This window comes from Streptomyces flaveolus (assembly GCF_014648815.1).
Taxonomy (GTDB): domain Bacteria; phylum Actinomycetota; class Actinomycetes; order Streptomycetales; family Streptomycetaceae; genus Streptomyces; species Streptomyces flaveolus.
Genome location: NZ_BMRV01000005.1, coordinates 261,806 through 277,246, shown reverse-complemented (window position 1 = coordinate 277,246; position 15,441 = coordinate 261,806). Strand labels below are relative to the sequence as shown.

The following is a 15,441-nucleotide window of genomic DNA, read 5'->3' as shown; positions in this document are numbered from 1 at the left end:
GGAGCGCCCGCTGACGGGCCCGGACCGCTGTGTCGTTTCAGATGCCGTGCTTCTTCAGGATGGCCTCGATGTCGCTGAAGTCCTCGTCGCCGCGGGGCGCGCTCGCGGGCCGGGGCGACGCAGGGGTGGTGGAGCCGCCCGAAGAGGGTTTGGAGGCCGACGGGGCGACCGCCTCGCGCTGTGCGGCGGCCCGTGCCTCCTTGCGTTCCTTGCGGGTGCCGCCGCGGCGGCGCTCCACGGCACGCGTGGTCATGAACAGCACCCAGGCGACGCCCAGCACGCCGAAGCCGGCCCAGGCCGTCGGGCTGAAGGCGGTGTCGGCCAGCCAATCCACGACACCCGTCATCACCAGGCCGACCGGAATCAGTGCGTACGCGGCGATACGGGCGGCCGCGAGGAATCGCCTGCGGTACGCGGTGACCGCCGCGATGCCCAGGCCGGCCGCGGACACCGCGGAGCAGACGGTCTCGGCAATCATCCGGTCCTCCAGGCTGGGCTCGGTCGGGCATGAGCGCTTCGTCCCTTCCATCCTGCACCGCCGGGGCCCGCACGGGCCACGCTCCGGCCCGACATCAGGGAGATCTGAGGGAGATCTAGGGGTCGACTCCTCCCCAGGTACCGGTGACGGCGTACGCCGGCGGCCTCCCGGGTCCGGTTGGGTCGCCCTCGCGGAGGCTGGGAGACTGGGGGCATGAGCGACTCCTCCCCCGTGCCTGCCGCCGTTCCCGTTCTCGACGTCTGGTGCGAGCTGCAGTGCCCGGACTGCCACACCGCCCTGGACGACATCCGCGCCCTTCGCGCCCGCTACGGCGACCGTCTCGAGGTGCGGCTGCGGCACTTCCCGCTGGAGAAGCACAAGCACGCCTTCGCCGCCGCGCAGGCCGCCGAGGAGGCCGTGGAGCAGGGCCGGGGCTGGCCGTACGCGGAGGCCGTGCTGGGCCGGGTCGCGGAGCTGGACCGCATGGGAGAACCCTTCCTGGTCGAGGTTGCCCGGGAACTGGGACTGGACGCGGAGGAGTTCGACACCGCCCTCGTCGACGGCCGGCACATCCTGATCGTCGACGCCGACCAGGCCGAGGGCAAGGCGATCGGCGTGAGCGGCACCCCCACGTACGTGATCGGCGGTGAGCGCCTCGACGGCGGCAAGAGCCAGGAGGGGCTGCGCGAGCGCATCGAGGAGATCGTGGACCGGCTCCTGGCCGGCCAGGAGGCCTGAACCGCCGTCCGTCCCCGCCGCTACAGCAACGGTTTGTAGTAGTTGTACCGGGTGGTCTCGTAGCCGAGCGACTCGTAGAGCCGCTCGGCCGGGGTGTTGCCCACGAAGACGTTCAGGCCGACGAGACGTCGGCCTGCGGCGAGCGCCTGGGTCTCCGCCAGCAGCATCAGCGTGCGGCCGTGCCCCTGCCCGCGGTGGGCCGCGTCGGCCTCGACGTCGAAGACGTAGGCCCGGTCCGCGCGCAGCGCCAGCCACAGGACGCCGACCCGGTCGCCATCGTGCTGGAGCACGCTGAAGAGCATGTTCTCGGTGTGCAGGCCCTGCGGCAGCAGGGTTCGGTGGTCGTTGCGGGCCTTGGCCCGGGCCTCGGCCTCCGGGACGCCCTGCTCCATCCAGGTGCGGGCGTACTGCTCGGACTGATAGGCCTGCCAGGCGGCGAACTCGGCGGGCGACATGGGCCGCGAGCTGCTGCCCGCGGGCAGGGCGGGCGGGGTGCCGCCGAGTGATTTCTCCATGCCGCGGGTGCGCAGGACGTAGCCGAGCGCCCGGGCGAGGTGCGGGCCGGCTTCGTCGGCGCCTCTGACGCTCACCTGGATCTGCCGGCAGCCCCAGCTCCGTGCCACCTCCTCCGCGGCGAGGGCGGCGACCGTGCCCCTTCCGCGCCGGCGGTCGGATTCGTCGATGCGCAGCTGGTGGATCACCGCCACCGAGTCGCCGAAGGCCGGGGAGGTGGCGAGGTGTATCGCGCCGACGGGACGGCTGTTCACGCACACCTGGTAGCGGCGTGAACGGCTCCCGTCGGCCGCGCGCTGAAGCGGCTCGGTCGGCCGCAGGGTCGTGGTCATCAGGGGTGTTCTACCCCCCGCGAGACCCGCGGAGCAGCCGAATATCCCGCCTCACGGGTCGAGGTCGTCCCCGGAGCGCTCCTCGAAGATCCGCATGGCCTTGGCGGTCACCGGGCCCGGGGCGCCCGGCAGTTCGCGGTCGTCGATCCGGTGCACGGCCTGCACGTCCCGCAGGGTGGAGGTCAGGAACACCTCGTCGGCGCGCTCCAGGATGTCCAGCGGGAGATCGGTCTCGCGGGCGCCGGTCCACTCGACGGCCAGGGCCCGGGTGATCCCGGCGAGGCAGCCGGAGGCGACCGGCGGGGTGTGGATCTCGCCGTCGAGGACGACGAAGACGTTCGACCCGGTGCCCTCGCACAGCTGCCCGACCGTGTTGCCGAACAGGGCCTCGCTGGCGCCTCGTTCGCGGGCGCGGGCCAGGGCGACGACGTTCTCGGCATAGGAGGTGGTCTTCAGACCGGTGAGCGCGCCGCGCTCGTTGCGGGTCCAGGGCACCGTGATCACGGCCGTGGAGTCGGGACGGCGGCCGGTCTCGCCGAGGGCGACCACCAGGGTCGTGCCGTGCTCCCCGCGGTCGGAGCCCAGTGGCCCGTGGCCGCCGGTGTAGGTGATCCGCAGCCTGCCGAGCGGCATGGGATTGGCCTCGAGGACGGCGGCGCAGGCGCGGCGGACCAGGTCGAGGTCGGGGTCGGGCAGGCCCAGGCCGCGGGCCGAGCGGGCCAGCCGGTCGAGGTGCCGGGTCAGCGCGAACGGCCTGCCGTTCACCGCCTTGACCGTCTCGAAGATGCCGTCCCCCACGGTCAGCCCGTGGTCGAACACGGAGACACGGGCGGACTCGATGTCCTGCAGTCCGCCGTCGAGCCAGATCTTCACGTCTGTTGCGCCTCTCCACTTCCGTCCGCCTCGTACGCACCCGACGCTACCGCGAGGAGCCGGGACGCCTTCAGTTCGGTCTCCCGCCACTCCCCCTCGGGGTCGGAGCCCCAGGTGATGCCGGCGCCCGTGCCGAAGCGCAGCAGGCCCGCGGCCCGGTCGATCCAGAAGGTGCGGATGCCGACGGCCAGCTCGCCGGTGCCCCGGTCGGCGTCGACCCAGCCGATGCCGCCGCAGTAGGGGCCCCGGGGCGTGGTCTCCAGCTCCTCGATGATCCGCAGGGCGCTCGACTTGGGGGCGCCGGTGACGGAACCGGGCGGGAAGGCGGCGCCGAGCAGCTCCGGCCAGCCGGCGCCGGCGCGCAGCTCGCCCCGCACGGTGGACACGAGATGGACCAGCCCAGGGTGCTTCTCCACGGCGCACAGGTCGGGCACCGTCACGCTGCCCGTGGCGCAGACCCGCCCGATGTCGTTGCGGACCAGGTCCACGATCATCACGTTCTCGGCGTAGTCCTTCTCCAGCAGGTCGGCCTCGGTCCGTCCGGTGCCCTTGATCGGCCCGGACTCGACGGTCCGGCCGTCCCGGCGCAGGAACAGCTCGGGCGAGGCGGTGGCGATCTCGGCCCCGTGGCCGGGCAGCCGGATCGTTCCCGCGTACGGCGCGGGGTTGCCGCGGGCCAGCAGCGCGGTGAGGGCGTCCACGTCGGCGTCCGGGGCGACGGGCGCCGACAGCACCCGGCAGAGGTTGGCCTGGTAGACCTCGCCGGTGGCTATATACGCGCGGATGCGGCGCACGGCGTCGGTGTACGCGTCGCGGTCGAGGGACGACGTCCAGTCACCGACGGCCGGACCCCGCCACCGGCCCGGCACCGGCGCGGGAACGGCGCGCATCCGTACGTCGGCGAAGCGTGCGCAGGTCAGACGGCCCTCGAAGTCCGCGCACACGGCCCAGAAGCCACGCGATTCGAGGGCGGCGGGATCGCTCGTGACGTCGAGGAGACCGGTGGCGAGACGGTCGCCGAAACGGGCGAGGGGAGGGAGGTGGAGCACGTGGCCGAGTCTAGGCGGCGTGTCGTCGAGGTGACCCGAACGTGTCCTTCCGGGGGCCCTGACCAGGTCCGTGCGCCGGGGCACCGCAGCACGCTGCGCAAACGCGTTTTTGTGCTGGCTCCGGAATCCGCTAGAGTTCAACACGTCGCCGGGACGCGCAAGCGGACCGAACCGACAGGCGGACGTAGCTCAGTTGGTAGAGCGCAACCTTGCCAAGGTTGAGGTCGCGAGTTCGAGCCTCGTCGTCCGCTCGCAGGAACAGGAGACCTCCCGGGTCTCCTACACTCCTGGTGGAGTGGCCGAGAGGCGAGGCAACGGCCTGCAAAGCCGTCTACACGGGTTCAAATCCCGTCTCCACCTCCAAGGACGATTAGCTCAGCGGGAGAGCGCTTCCCTGACACGGAAGAGGTCACTGGTTCAATCCCAGTATCGTCCACTGGACCTTCGGGTCCCCCGCGCGATTAGCTCAGCGGGAGAGCGCTTCCCTGACACGGAAGAGGTCACTGGTTCAATCCCAGTATCGCGCACGCAGTATCTCCCAGGACGATTAGCTCAGCGGGAGAGCGCTTCCCTGACACGGAAGAGGTCACTGGTTCAATCCCAGTATCGTCCACACCACCGGAGCCCCCGGCCGTCTCGTACGGCCGGGGGCTTCGTCGTGCCCGCGCTCAGCTGGAGAACAGCATGCGGCCGAAGCTCTTCTGTCGGTGGTGACCGTAGTGGCCGTGGCCGGCCTGCGGGGCGCCCCAGGCGGGAGCCGGTGCGGCCGGGTAGGCCTGCGGGGCGGCGGGCGGGGCCGGCGGCGCGGGCTGGGACCACTGCGCCTCCAGGCGGGTCAGCGACTCCAGCTCCCCGTAGTCGAGAAAGATCCCGCGGCAGCCGCTGCACTGCTCGATCTGAACGCCGTTGCGGTTGTAGGTGTGCATCGGTGCGTGACACTTGGGGCACTGCATGCTCGGCTCAACTCCTCGCCGGTCGGTCCTGCTTCGCGTATCGCCAGGACAGACTCTGTCCGGCGGCGGTCGGTTGCACCCTACTTCGGGAAACCTCGGCTCAACTCGGCGGGGAGGAAGGCGGGGCGGGGGCGGCAGGGGTGACGGCGCCCATCCGCGCGCAGGCGTCGACCAGGGAGTGTTCCACCTCGTCCAGGGCGCGGCCGGCCGCGGCGGCCTTGGTCAGGGCGCGGGCCGCGGTCTGTGCGGTGAGGGCACGCGCCGGCACGTCCAGGGCGGGCCAGGGGTCGCCGTCCGGCGGGACGGCCGGGCCGCCCGCCGCGCGGTAGGCGGTCAGGAAGCGGTCCCACTCGTCGGACGGGAGCAGCCCGCAGGCGTACCAGGCCGCCGGCCGGGCCAGGTCCCAGGCGGGCACGCCCACGCCCAGGTCGTCCACGTCGATCAGCAGCCAGGGGCCGTCGGGGGCGGGGTGGCGTACGAGCTGGCCGAGGTGGAGGTCGCCGTGGCAGAGGGTGGTGGTGTCCGGCATGGCGGCCTCGCCGCGTGCCCAGGCGGGGAGCGCGGCCCAGGCCCGGAGCACGGGGGCGGTGCCCGGGTGGTGCGGGGCGGTGGTCCGCAGCCGGGCGATGGCGTGGGCCGCCTTTTCGGGGCCGCGCATGACGGGTGTCCCCGCGACGGGGGACGGGGCGCGGTGGAGGCGGGCGAGGAGGGTGGCGGCGGCCTCCCAGGGCGCGGCGTCCGGGGCGTCGGGGTCGACGGGGGTGCCGTAGGGCCAGTGGGTGACGAGCCGTCCGTGCAGGTCGGTGGGGGTGGGGTGGAGTGGGGGGAGCAGGATGCCGGGGAAACGGGCGGCGATGGTGACCCGGAGTGCCAGCCGGGCCGGGTCGGCGTCGGCGGCGTGGGCCTTGGCGACGGTGCCGGCGTGGCGGACGACGGTGGCGTCGGGGCGGTCCGCGAGGGTGGCTGCGCCACAGGGGCAGGGGGTGGGTGGGAGGGCGGGGGCGTGCGCGGCTGCTCTGGCGTGGGCCGTCAGGGCGGGGAGGAGGGCGTCGGGGGTCACGGGGGTGAGGGTACGGGTGCCTCGGTGGCTCGGTCAGGGTGAGGTGCGTGGCCCGGCGTCATCGGGTGACCGGTGTGGGTGCGGGGCCGGGGTGGGTCGCGTGGCCCGGCGTCATCGGGTGACCGGCGTGGGTGCGGGGCGGGGGTGGCGCGCGGCCCGGCGCTGTCGGGGTGCCTCCTCCCCCACCGCCCACCCGTACCGCCCCTGGGGGTACCTCCCAGGCCGTTCAGGCACTGGGGGAGGCACGACTGCCCGCAGCTGCGCGGGAGGGCGGGGTGGGCTACGGCCGTACGGCGGGCCGCGGCTGTGCGCGGGGGCGGTCGGGTGGGCCGGCGTGGTTCTGGCGGGAAAAGCAATGCCGGCGCAGCTCCCCAGCTGCGCCGGCATTTTGCCGTCCGCCGCACCCCCGTCCCCACGGGGTTTCATGGATGGATGTCCCCGCCCGGACCGCTCTTCCGGGCCTGGGGGTCGCTTCTCAGCGCCCCAGCATCACACCCACGGACGACGCCTGTGTGGCCACTGTCTCCCACCCGTCGAAGACGAGGAGGAGCAGGACCGCCAGGGGCAGGGCCATGAGCGTCGCCACCACGGGGTGACGACGTCCCTGACGGCGCTGTTCCCGTGTGCGGAGCAGTGTCCGCGGTGCCGTCTGGGCCATGGTCCCTCTCCTGACCGATTCCGTTGTCTTTGGCAGCGGCGGGCGTCTGACCTCGGGGGACGAGTGCTGCACCCGCCGCTTGACCTCAAATCTAGGCGCCCGGGAACCACCGGGCGTCATGCCCTCGTACCGATTGCCGGGCCTCCCGGAGGATGAGCCGTCCGCCGCGGTGTACTCCCCTGGGTGGAGACCGGCCCGTACGGTTCGGGGTCTTCCCGGAAGGGTCACCCGCCGTCCGGTGACTTCGATCACGTGCGCGACGCTCGGCTCGTGGTCTCGACACCGGCCGGGGGCGCCGACTCGCATGATCGTTCTCCCGTGGACCAATCCCCCGTCCGTGCCCGGCGGTTGGGATTACCGGCTGGGCCGGGCGCGCATGCCCCCCGGGGGTCTGACCGACCTTCAACTCTCGCACCCCGTACCGACAATCCCTCGGGAGCAGAGGGCGCGGCCTCTGCGCGCGGGCGGCCGTGGAAACGTAAGCTGTGGCACGTCACAGGGACCGGGCAGCGGGGATGAACATGGCGATGATGCGCCTGAGGCGCGAGGACCCGCGCGTCGTCGGCTCGTTCAGGCTTCACAGGCGGCTCGGCGCGGGCGGTATGGGCGTGGTCTACCTGGGCTCCGACAAGAAGGGGCAACGGGTCGCGCTGAAGGTCATCCGGCCGGACCTCGCGGAGGACCAGGAGTTCCGGTCCCGGTTCGCCCGCGAGGTGTCGGCGGCCCGGCGGATCCGCGGCGGGTGCACCGCGCGGCTGGTCGCCGCGGACCTGGACGCGGACCGGCCCTGGTTCGCGACGCAGTACGTCCCCGGGCCGTCCCTGCACGACAAGGTCGTCGACGAGGGTCCGCTCGGTGCGGCGGACGTCGCCGCCGTCGGGGCCGCCCTGTCCGAGGGCCTGGTCGCCGTGCACGAGGCGGGGGTCGTGCACCGGGACCTGAAGCCGTCCAACATCCTGCTGTCCCCGAAGGGGCCGCGGATCATCGACTTCGGCATCGCCTGGGCGACGGGTGCCTCGACGCTCACGCACGTCGGCACGGCGGTCGGCTCGCCCGGCTTCCTCGCGCCGGAACAGGTGCGCGGGGCGGCTGTCACTCCGGCCACGGACGTGTTCTCGCTGGGTGCCACGCTGGCGTACGCCTCGATGGGCGACTCGCCCTTCGGGCACGGCAGCTCCGAGGTGATGCTGTACCGCGTGGTGCACGAGGAGGCCCAGCTCCACGGGGTCCCGGACGCGCTGGCGCCGCTGGTCCGGGCGTGCCTGGCGAAGGACCCCGACGAGCGGCCGAGCACCCTCCAGCTGTCCCTGCGGCTCAAGGAGATCGCCGCCCGGGAGGCCCAGGGGATCGCCGACGTACGGCCGCCAGCGCCGCGTTCCGCGGAGACGGACCGGCCCACGGGACAGCTCGCCGACACCTATCCGGAGCGGGAGCGTGTCCAGCGGCGCCCGCAGGGGCAGCCGGGCGGTCAGGGCACTCCCGCGCCCCGGGGTCCCTCGGGTTCCCGGGGCGGTACGCCCGCGCGGGGCGCCACGCCCGCGCGCGGCAGAGGCCCCTCCTCACGCGGTGACGTGCCGTCACGCGGGGGCTCGTCCGCCCGGGGCGACAGCACGTCCCGCGGCGGTGCCGCGCGCGGCGGCCGCGCGGGATCCCGGTCGGGGGCGCGGCCCACACCCGCCTCCCGCGACACCGGGCGCAACGGCACCCGCTCCGGCGGCAGCCGGCCCGGGTCGCGCGGGTCCGGCCGTCCGGGTCAGAGGACCACGGGGACCCGGCTGCGTCCCGCGAATCCGCGGCTGCTGCGACAGCGGCTGACCGTGTTCGTGGTGGTGACGCTGCTGGTCGCCCTGGGTATCGCCGCCGCGCAGGGGTGCCAGGGGCCGTCCCGGGGTCTCGGTGACGAGCGGGGCGGGGTACGGGCTCAGCAGGAGCGGGTCGACGTGCGCGCCGACGCGCCGGGACTGGGGACGTCCGGGCTCTGATCCGCCCGGTCCGGGTCGTCGTCGCCACGCCCCGCGCCGCACGGCCCGGCGCTGCCGGGGGCGGCAGGGGTCAGGCTGGTCCCGGGCGGGTGACGTAGAAGACGACCGCCGAGGCGGCTGCCACGTTGAGGGAGTCGACGCCGGCGTCCATCGGGATGCGCACGTGCTCGTCGGCCGCGGCGAGCGCCCCGGGGGTGAGGCCGGTGCCCTCCGTGCCGAAGAGCAGGGCGAGTTTCCCGTGTTGCTTCGCGGCGAGTTCGTCGAGGGTGACGGCTCGGTCGCTCAGGCAGAGCGCGGCGACCGTGAAGCCCTCGGAGCGCAGCGTGTCGATGTCCGCCGGCCAGGACTCCAGGCGGGTCCACGGCACCTGGAGGACGGCGCCCATCGACACCTTCACGGACCGCCGGTAGAGCGGGTCCGCGCAGCGCGGGGTGAGGAGGACCGCGTCGACGCCGAGGGCGGCGGCGTTGCGGAAGGCGGCGCCGACGTTGGCGTGGTCGACGATGTCCTCGAAGACGGCGACGCGGCGGACCGTGCCCTCTCCCCGTCCGTGCGCGGGCGTCGCGCGCAGCAGGTCGGACACCGTGGGCAGCGGTTCGCGCCGCATGGAGGCGAGGGCGCCGCGGTGCACGTGGTAGCCGGTGACCTGTTCGGCGAGCGCGGGGTCCACCACGTACACCGGGGCGGGGGTGGCGTCGATGACGTCGCGCATGACGTCGACCCACTTGGCCGACAGCAGCATCGACCGCATCGCGTAGCCCGCCTGGGCGGCCCGCCTGATGACCTTCTCGCCCTCGGCGATGAACAGGCCCTCGGCGGGTTCGCGCCGGCGGCGGAGCTGGACGTCGGTCAGGTTCGTGTAGTCGTGCAGACGGGGGTCGTCGGGGTCGTGGAGGGTGATGGGTTCGGCCATGTCACACGGTTCCCTGCGGTCCCTGGTTGACGACGTCGCCGACGACGATGACCGCGGGGGGCTTGATCTCCTGGGCGACGACCGTCTCGGCGACCGTGGCGAGGGTGGCGTCGACCCGGCGCTGGGCGGCGGTCGTGCCCTCCTGGACCAGGGCGACCGGGGTCTCGGGCGACCTGCCGTGCGCGACGAGGGTCTCGGCGATCCGGCCGATCTTGTCGACGCCCATGAGGATCACCAGCGTGCCGGTCAGCTTCGCGAGGGACGGCCAGTCGACCAGGGAGCGCTCGTCGTCGGGGGCGACGTGCCCGCTGACCACGGTGAACTCGTGGGCGACGCCCCGGTGGGTGACCGGGATGCCGGCCGCGCCGGGGACCGAGATGGAGCTGGAGATGCCGGGGACGACGGTGCACGCGATGCCCGCCTCGGCCAGCGCCTGCGCCTCCTCCATGCCCCGGCCGAAGACGAACGGGTCGCCGCCCTTGAGCCGTACGACCGACTTGCCCTGCTTGGCGTGCTCGATCAGCGCGTTGTTGATGGCCTCCTGCGCCATGAACCGGCCGTAGGGGATCTTCGCCGCGTCGATGACCTCGACGTGCGGCGGCAGCTCGGCGAGCAGGTCGCGGGGGCCGAGCCGGTCGGCGATGACGACGTCGGCCTCGGCGAGCAGGCGGCGGCCGCGGACGGTGATCAGGTCCGGGTCGCCCGGGCCGCCGCCGACCAGGGCGACGCCGGGGGTGCGGGTGCGGTGGTGCGGGGCGACGAGGGTGCCGTCGCGCAGGCCCTCCACGACCGCGTCGCGGATGGCGGCGGTGTGGCGGGGATCGCGGCCCCGGGCGTCGGTGGTGAGCACGGCGACCGTCACGCCCTCGCTGGTGCCGGTGGCCGGCGTCCAGGCGGTGGCCGCGTCGGCGTCGTCGGAGCGGACGCACCACACGCGGTGCCGTTCGGCCTCGGCGGAGGCCGCGGTGTTGGCGGTGGTGTCGCTGGTGGCGATCAGGGCGTACCAGGCGTCGGCGAGGTCCCCTTCGGCGTACGGGCGCTTCTCCCAGGTGAGCTCGCCCGCGTCCGCCATGGCCTCGACCGAGGGAGTCGCCTCGGGGGAGACGAGGCGGATGTCCGCGCCCGCGGCGATGAGGGCCGGGAGGCGGCGCTGGGCGACCTGTCCGCCGCCGAGGACGACCACACGGCGGCCGGTGAGGCGGAGGCCTACGGGGTAGGCGGGGTGTTCGGCCATGAGGGGACGGCTCCTCTTGCGGCGGTGGCGCTGACGTGCGGATTTTATGGCGGGGTGGCCCGTGGGGCCCAGGTGGTCCGGTGGTTGGACTGCGTTGCCGGTGCGGGCCGTGGGCGGTTGTGCCCAGCCGTTCCGCCCTGCGGACGGGTGCCCACGACCGCGGGAGTCGACAGGTCGACAGGTCGACGGCTCGGCTGGGGGACCGGGAGTGTGGTCCCGGTCCCCCAGCCGTGCGACGGCTACTTCTCGGTGACGCCCGCGGAGTCGAACGTCGCCACCTCGTGCATCGCCCGCGCCGTGCTCTGCACCATCGGCAGGGCGAGCAGCGCGCCGGTGCCCTCGCCGAGGCGGAGGTCGAGGTCGACCAGGGGGCGCAGGCCCAGCTTGTTGAGCGCGGCGACATGGCCGGGCTCGGCGCTGCGGTGACCGGCGATGCAAGCCGCGAGGACCTCGGGGGCGATCGCGCGGGCGACGAGTGCGGCGGCGCCGGCGCTGACGCCGTCCAGGATCACCGGGGTGCGCAGGGAGGCGCCGCCGAGCAGCAGGCCGACGATGGCCGCGTGCTCGAAGCCGCCGATCGCCGCGAGCACGCCGATGGGGTCGGCCGGGTCAGGCTGGTGGAGGTCCAGCGCGCGGCGCACAACCTCCGTCTTGCGGGCCAGCGTCTCGTCGTTGATGCCGGTGCCGCGGCCCGTGACCTCGGCGGGGTCGGCGCCCGTGAACACGGAGATCAGGGCGGCGGACGCGGTGGTGTTCGCGATGCCCATCTCGCCGGTCAGGAGCGCCTTGTTGCCGGCCGCGACCAGGTCGCGGGCGGTCTCGATGCCCACCTCGATGGCCTGCACGGCCTCCTCGCGGGTCATCGCGGGGCCGGTGGTCATGTCGGAGGTGCCGGCGCGGACCTTGCGGGGCAGCAGACCGGGGGTGGCGGGCAGGTCGGCGGCGACACCGACGTCCACCACGCAGACCTCGGCGCCGACCTGGGTGGCGAAGGCGTTGCAGACCGCTCCCCCGCCCAGGAAGTTGGCCACCATCTGGGCGGTGACCTCCTGCGGCCACGGCGTGACGCCCTGGGCGTGCACTCCGTGGTCACCGGCGAAGACGGCGACGGCCGCGGGCTCCGGGATGGGCGGCGGGCACTGCCGGGAAAGCCCGGACAGCTGCGCGGAGATGATCTCCAGCATGCCGAGCGCGCCGGCCGGCTTGGTCATGCGCTTCTGGCGCTCCCAGGCCTCGCCGAGCGCCTTGGCGTCCAGCGGGCGGATCTGCGCGACGGTCTCGGCGAGCAGGTCGTGCGGGGCCTCGCCGGGCAGGGCACGGCGGCCGTACGTCTCCTCGTGGACGACCCACGACAGCGGGCGGCGCTTGGACCAGCCGGCCTGCATCAGCTCGGGCTCGTCCGGGAACTCGTCGACGTACCCGACGCACAGGTAGGCGACGACCTCCAGGTGCTCGGGCAGGCCGAGGGCGCGGACCATCTCGCGCTCGTCGAAGAAGCTGACCCAGCCGACGCCGAGGCCCTCGGCGCGGGCGGCGAGCCAGAGGTTCTCGACGGCGAGCGCGGAGGAGTACGGCGCCATCTGCGGCTGGGTGTGCCGGCCCAGGGTGTGCCGTCCGCCGCGGGTCGGGTCGGCGGTGACGACGATGTTGACCGGGGTGTCGAGGATGGCCTCGATCTTCAGTTCCTTGAACTGCTTGGCCCGGCCCTTGGGGAGGGACTTCGCGTACGCGTCGCGCTGACGCATCGCCAGTTCGTGCATCGCGCGCCGCGTGTCGGCGGAGCGGATGACGACGAAGTCCCAGGGCTGCGAGTGGCCGACGGAGGGCGCGGTGTGGGCGGCCTCCAGGACGCGGAGCAGCACCTCGTGCGGAATGGGGTCGCTGCGGAAGCCGTTGCGGATGTCCCGGCGTTCCCGCATGACCTTCAGGACGGCCTCGCGTTCGGCGTCGTCGTAGGGGGGCGCGGCCGGGCCGGTGGACTGTCGTACGTCTGCCTCTGCGGCCGTGCTCACGTGCGGGTCTTCCTGGTCTTCCTGTCCGGCGTCCCGGGTGTCCAGGTCGTCGGCGTTCTGTACGAGTTCGGCGTCGGCCTCGCGCGGGGCGGGGACGTCTGCGACGGCGTCCTGGGCCGGTGCCTCCTGGGCCTCCTGGGCCTCCTGGGCCTCCGGGGGGAGGACGAGGGCCTCGGGCGGGGTCGGGGCGAGGTGCGGGGTGGTGGGCACCTGGCCGTCGCCGACCGGCACGAACCGGCCCACCGGCTGGTCCGGGTGGGGCACCGGGGCCTCCGCCGGGGCTGCGGGCTGCGTCGTGGCCGCGTGCGTCTGCGGCGTCGCGTCGGTGTCCGGCAGGGACTGGGGGCCCTGGGCGGTGTGCGGCGGTTCCGGGTGCGGCTGCGCGAGGTGGTCCTGCACGGCGGCGGCCTCCTCGGCCTCCTCGGCGACGAACGCGGGGGCGGCCGTCGGGTCCGCGGGTGCCTCCGGGGTGGGTCCGGGCACGGCGGGGGCCTGGGCGTCCTCGGGTGCGAGCGCTTCGGCGGGCTGGGGGTGCTGCGGCGCGGGGGCCGGGGCCGGCTCGGTGGTCGCGGTCGGTTCGGCCTGGGCGACGGGCTCGGCGGTCGGGCTCGGCTCCGCCGGGACGACGGGCTCTGCCGACGGGGCCGGCTCGGCCGCCACGGGCGGGGCGACAGTCGGGGCCGGCTCGGCGACCGGGGTCGGCTCCACGGACCGGGTCTGGTCCACGGCCGGGGACGACGGGGACGCGGGCTCTTCCGTCGGCTCGGCGATCGGCTCGGCCTCGTCCGCCACGGCCGGCTCGGCGACTTCCGCGGCGGGCGCGGGCGCGTCGGGGGTCGGCATGGGCTCGGACGCGGGCACCTCGGGGGCCGCCACGCCCTCACCCGGCACCAGTATGGGAGCAGGCTCCGAGGCGCCGGGCTGCTCGACGCCGCCCTCCGGCGCGGACAGCACGGCGGCGGCCTGGTCGGCCTCCGGTGCCGGCACGGCCTCGGGAACCTCGGCGACCGGCACGGACTCAGGAGCGACCGACTCGGGAGCCGGCACGGACTCGGGAGCGAGCGCCTCGGGAGCCGGTTCGGACTCGGGCGCGAGCGCCTCGGGAACCGGCTCGGACTCGGGCGCGAGCGCCTCGACGACGGGCTCGGGCTCGGGAGCCGGCTCGGACGGGGCGACGCCTTCGGAAGCCGGGGCGGAGTCGGACGCGGGCACCTCTGCACCCGCGGCGGGCTCGGACACGGGCACCTCGGGGGCCGCCACGCCCTCACCCGGCACCAGTATGGGAGCAGGCTCCGAGGCGCCGGGCTGCTCGACGCCGGCCTCCGGCGCGGACAGCACGGCGGCGGTCTGGTCGGCCTCCGGTCCCGGCACGGCCTCGGCACCGGCCTCGGGAACCTCGGCGACCGGCTCGGACTCAGGAGCAACCGGCTCGGGAGCCGGCTCGGACTCGGGCACGAGCGCCTCAGGGGCCGGCACGGCACCGGGCTCCTGTGCGGGCGGCTCCTGTGCGGCCACCGCTCCCGGCACATCTCCGGCCCCGAGCGCACCGTCGGTCTCCTGGGCATCATCGGTCTCAAGGACACCGTAGGTCTCAGGCACGTCGCCCGTCGCGGGGGCCGTCCCGTCACCCGGCACGGACTGCGTATCCGCCTCGGCTCCGGGCTCACCGGCGCCCTCGGCCGGGGCCTCGGCCTCACCGGTCTCCCCCGGCGTCGGGACGGCGCCGGTCGCCGCCACGGCCTCCGTCGCCACGCGGGTGACGAGTGCCTGGGCCGCACCCACCGGCTCGGGACGCTGCTCCGGTACCGGAACAACCGTTTCCGCAGGCGCCGCCCCGGCGCTCGACGGGGCCGCCTGCGCGCCCCAGGGCGCAGCCCCCTGCGGAGGCATCGCGGCGGCCTGCGGGACGTCGAGGTACTCGGGGCCGACGGTCGGCGGTCCGGCGTGCCGCACCGGCATGTCGGCGGGGCCCCGGTCGGCGAGGGAGCGGACGGGGCTGGCGGAGGTGTCGGGGATCGGCGGACCGAGGTGCAGGGGCCGGCGCGGCGGGGACGGCGCGGCCGTGGGCTCCGCGGCCGGTTCCGGCAGGCGGACGCCGCCGAGGTCGACCGAACCGCTGTCGCGGCCGGACATCTCGTGCGGACCCGGCTGGTGCACGGTCTCGACGACCGGCTCCGGCGCGGGCGGCGCGACCTCGTTGCCCCAGGCGCTCTGGGCACCCGGCAGCAGCAGGAGGTCCTCGTCCTCGGCGGTGGTCTCGGAGAGGTAGGTGTACGCGCCGGATGCGGGGACGCCCGGCTGCTCCACCATGCCTGAGTTCTCCGGCAGCCCCTCGCCCGGGATCTGGCCGGTGTCGGTCATGCGTAACCCCTCGCCCATCGGTTAGTGCTTCTACGACCAGCTCACCCGGGACGGCGCACCGACCGCCCCGTAGTGAAGAACGAGCGTGCGTGCCCAGCGGCACGAACGACCCGCCGGAAAAGACGACAAAGCCATTGAGTGGCATTGTCGCGGTCGTTCCCCCGTCACGACAGCTTGATCCGCGACGGCCCGCTGTGGACTGCGCCACGTTGCGCGTCCTCCGGTTCTGCCGTACCACACGCCGCCCAAAACTGGCGGGTTTTCAGGACATTGGACGACGAAGCG

General features: G+C 74.4%; 12 protein-coding genes and 5 tRNA genes. 7 read left to right on the top strand and 10 right to left on the bottom strand.

The window, feature by feature from the left end:
- Positions 1–37: 37 nt before the first annotated feature.
- Positions 38–478 (bottom strand): hypothetical protein, encoded by a 441-nt coding sequence (locus tag IEZ05_RS15040; RefSeq protein WP_189230593.1) that lies wholly within the window; start codon positions 476–478, stop codon positions 38–40.
- A gap of 213 nt (positions 479–691) precedes the next feature.
- On the opposite strand from IEZ05_RS15040, the gene IEZ05_RS15035 reads away from it, so the two are divergent.
- Positions 692–1,216: a DsbA family protein gene (locus IEZ05_RS15035; RefSeq protein WP_189230592.1), complete on the top strand. Its 525-nt coding sequence runs from the start codon at positions 692–694 to the stop codon at positions 1,214–1,216.
- A 20-nt stretch (positions 1,217–1,236) separates the two neighbouring features.
- On the opposite strand, the gene IEZ05_RS15030 is transcribed toward IEZ05_RS15035, so the two are convergent.
- The 3 genes from IEZ05_RS15030 to IEZ05_RS15020 are packed head-to-tail and all read right to left on the bottom strand — an operon-like array spanning position 1,237 to position 3,983.
- Positions 1,237–2,061 carry a GNAT family N-acetyltransferase gene (locus tag IEZ05_RS15030; RefSeq protein ID WP_189230591.1) on the bottom strand — a complete coding sequence of 275 codons (825 nt, stop codon included), beginning with the start codon at positions 2,059–2,061 and terminating at the stop codon, positions 1,237–1,239.
- A 51-nt stretch (positions 2,062–2,112) separates the two neighbouring features.
- Entirely contained in the window at positions 2,113–2,934 is an 822-nt protein-coding gene (locus tag IEZ05_RS15025; protein ID WP_189230590.1) for an aminotransferase class IV, read from the bottom strand.
- Positions 2,931–3,983, bottom strand: a complete 1,053-nt coding sequence (locus IEZ05_RS15020; RefSeq protein WP_189230589.1) for a chorismate-binding protein — start codon at positions 3,981–3,983, stop codon at positions 2,931–2,933. The genes IEZ05_RS15025 and IEZ05_RS15020 overlap by 4 nt, the downstream gene beginning before the upstream one ends.
- 178 nt (positions 3,984–4,161) lie before the next feature.
- Between IEZ05_RS15020 and IEZ05_RS15015 the strand changes: the two genes are divergently transcribed.
- From IEZ05_RS15015 to IEZ05_RS14995, 5 genes are all read left to right on the top strand, one after another.
- A tRNA-Gly gene (locus IEZ05_RS15015) sits at positions 4,162–4,234 on the top strand.
- A 38-nt stretch (positions 4,235–4,272) separates the two neighbouring features.
- Positions 4,273–4,346 (top strand) — tRNA-Cys (locus IEZ05_RS15010).
- Between the two features lies 1 nt (position 4,347).
- Positions 4,348–4,419, top strand: a tRNA-Val gene (locus IEZ05_RS15005).
- Between the two features lie 19 nt (positions 4,420–4,438).
- A tRNA-Val gene (locus IEZ05_RS15000) sits at positions 4,439–4,510 on the top strand.
- Between the two features lie 14 nt (positions 4,511–4,524).
- Positions 4,525–4,596: transfer RNA gene (locus IEZ05_RS14995), tRNA-Val, on the top strand.
- Between the two features lie 55 nt (positions 4,597–4,651).
- Here the strand turns inward: IEZ05_RS14995 and IEZ05_RS14990 are convergent.
- The 3 genes from IEZ05_RS14990 to IEZ05_RS14980 form a co-directional block, all read right to left on the bottom strand.
- The gene (locus IEZ05_RS14990) at positions 4,652–4,936 is read right to left on the bottom strand and encodes a TFIIB-type zinc ribbon-containing protein (protein ID WP_189230588.1); all 285 of its coding nucleotides are present in this window, start codon (positions 4,934–4,936) and stop codon (positions 4,652–4,654) included.
- 100 nt (positions 4,937–5,036) lie between these two features.
- On the bottom strand, positions 5,037–5,996 hold the full coding sequence (locus IEZ05_RS14985; protein ID WP_189230587.1) for a phosphotransferase family protein: 960 nt from the start codon (positions 5,994–5,996) through the stop codon (positions 5,037–5,039).
- A 475-nt stretch (positions 5,997–6,471) separates the two neighbouring features.
- Entirely contained in the window at positions 6,472–6,654 is a 183-nt protein-coding gene (locus tag IEZ05_RS14980; protein ID WP_189230586.1) for a hypothetical protein, read from the bottom strand.
- 515 nt (positions 6,655–7,169) lie between these two features.
- On the opposite strand from IEZ05_RS14980, the gene IEZ05_RS14975 reads away from it, so the two are divergent.
- A complete protein-coding gene (locus IEZ05_RS14975; RefSeq protein ID WP_189230738.1) occupies positions 7,170–8,636 on the top strand; it encodes a serine/threonine protein kinase in 1,467 nt (488 codons plus the stop codon).
- A gap of 70 nt (positions 8,637–8,706) precedes the next feature.
- Here the strand turns inward: IEZ05_RS14975 and IEZ05_RS14970 are convergent, their stop codons facing one another.
- From IEZ05_RS14970 to cobT, 3 genes are all read right to left on the bottom strand, one after another.
- Positions 8,707–9,549 (bottom strand): TrmH family RNA methyltransferase, encoded by an 843-nt coding sequence (locus IEZ05_RS14970; protein WP_189230585.1) that lies wholly within the window; start codon positions 9,547–9,549, stop codon positions 8,707–8,709.
- A gap of 1 nt (position 9,550) precedes the next feature.
- The gene (gene cobA / locus IEZ05_RS14965; RefSeq protein ID WP_189230584.1) at positions 9,551–10,783 is read right to left on the bottom strand and encodes a uroporphyrinogen-III C-methyltransferase; all 1,233 of its coding nucleotides are present in this window, start codon (positions 10,781–10,783) and stop codon (positions 9,551–9,553) included.
- A gap of 239 nt (positions 10,784–11,022) precedes the next feature.
- Entirely contained in the window at positions 11,023–15,156 is a 4,134-nt protein-coding gene (gene cobT, locus IEZ05_RS14960; protein WP_189230583.1) for a nicotinate-nucleotide--dimethylbenzimidazole phosphoribosyltransferase, read from the bottom strand.
- Between the last annotated feature and the right edge of the window lie 285 nt (positions 15,157–15,441).